The 680-nt window shown below is 65.4% G+C and carries 1 protein-coding gene; it reads right to left on the bottom strand.

Going from position 1 to position 680, the window contains the following annotated elements:
* The coding region (locus ACYVDE_RS25200) for a sensor histidine kinase (RefSeq protein ID WP_460504257.1) at positions 1-680 on the bottom strand (680 nt) is incomplete at both ends.

The raw sequence follows: 680 nt of genomic DNA, 5'->3' as shown, positions 1-680 counted from the left end.
GGCAGCGTCACGGTGAAAGCGAAAGTGCTGCCCCGGCCTTCCTCGCTGGCCAACGTGAGCGTGCCGCCCAACTGCTCCACCAGCGCCCGGCTGATGCTCAGGCCCAGGCCCGTGCCGCCGTACTGCCGGGCTGTGCCGGCCTGGGCCTGGGCGAAGCTCTCGAAAATGTGCTCCAGCTTATCGGCCGGAATGCCCATGCCCGTGTCGCTCACCCGGAAGCGGACCGTGAGCGTGTCGGCGGTTTCGCCCAGCATTTCGCCCACCACTTCGATGCTGCCGTGCTCGGTGAACTTCACCGCGTTGCTTACCAGATTGATGAGGATTTGGTTGAGACGGTGGGCGTCGCCTACCACCCAGGGGTAGGGGCAACTGATGCGTAGCGGCACGCCTCTGAATGCTAAGCCTTTGGCGGCGGCCTGGGCGGCCAGAGGCTGCACGGCGGCCAGCATCGAGTCGCAGAGGTCGAATGCTACCTGCTCCATTTTTAGCTTGCCGGCCGATATTTTGGCCATGTCGAGCACATCGTTCAGCACGGCCAGCAGGTGCTGGCCCGAGCGCTGCATCAGGCCGAGGAGGCGCTGCTGGTGGGCATCGAGGCGGGTGGTGGCCAGCTGGTCGGCCATGCCCAGCACCCCGTTCAGGGGCGTGCGGATTTCGTGGCTCATGTTGGCCAGGAAGTT

It is taken from the genome of Hymenobacter agri (genome assembly GCF_054778495.1).
The sequence above is the reverse complement of the archived record's forward strand: the minus strand, read 5'-3'. Positions and strand labels throughout refer to the sequence as shown.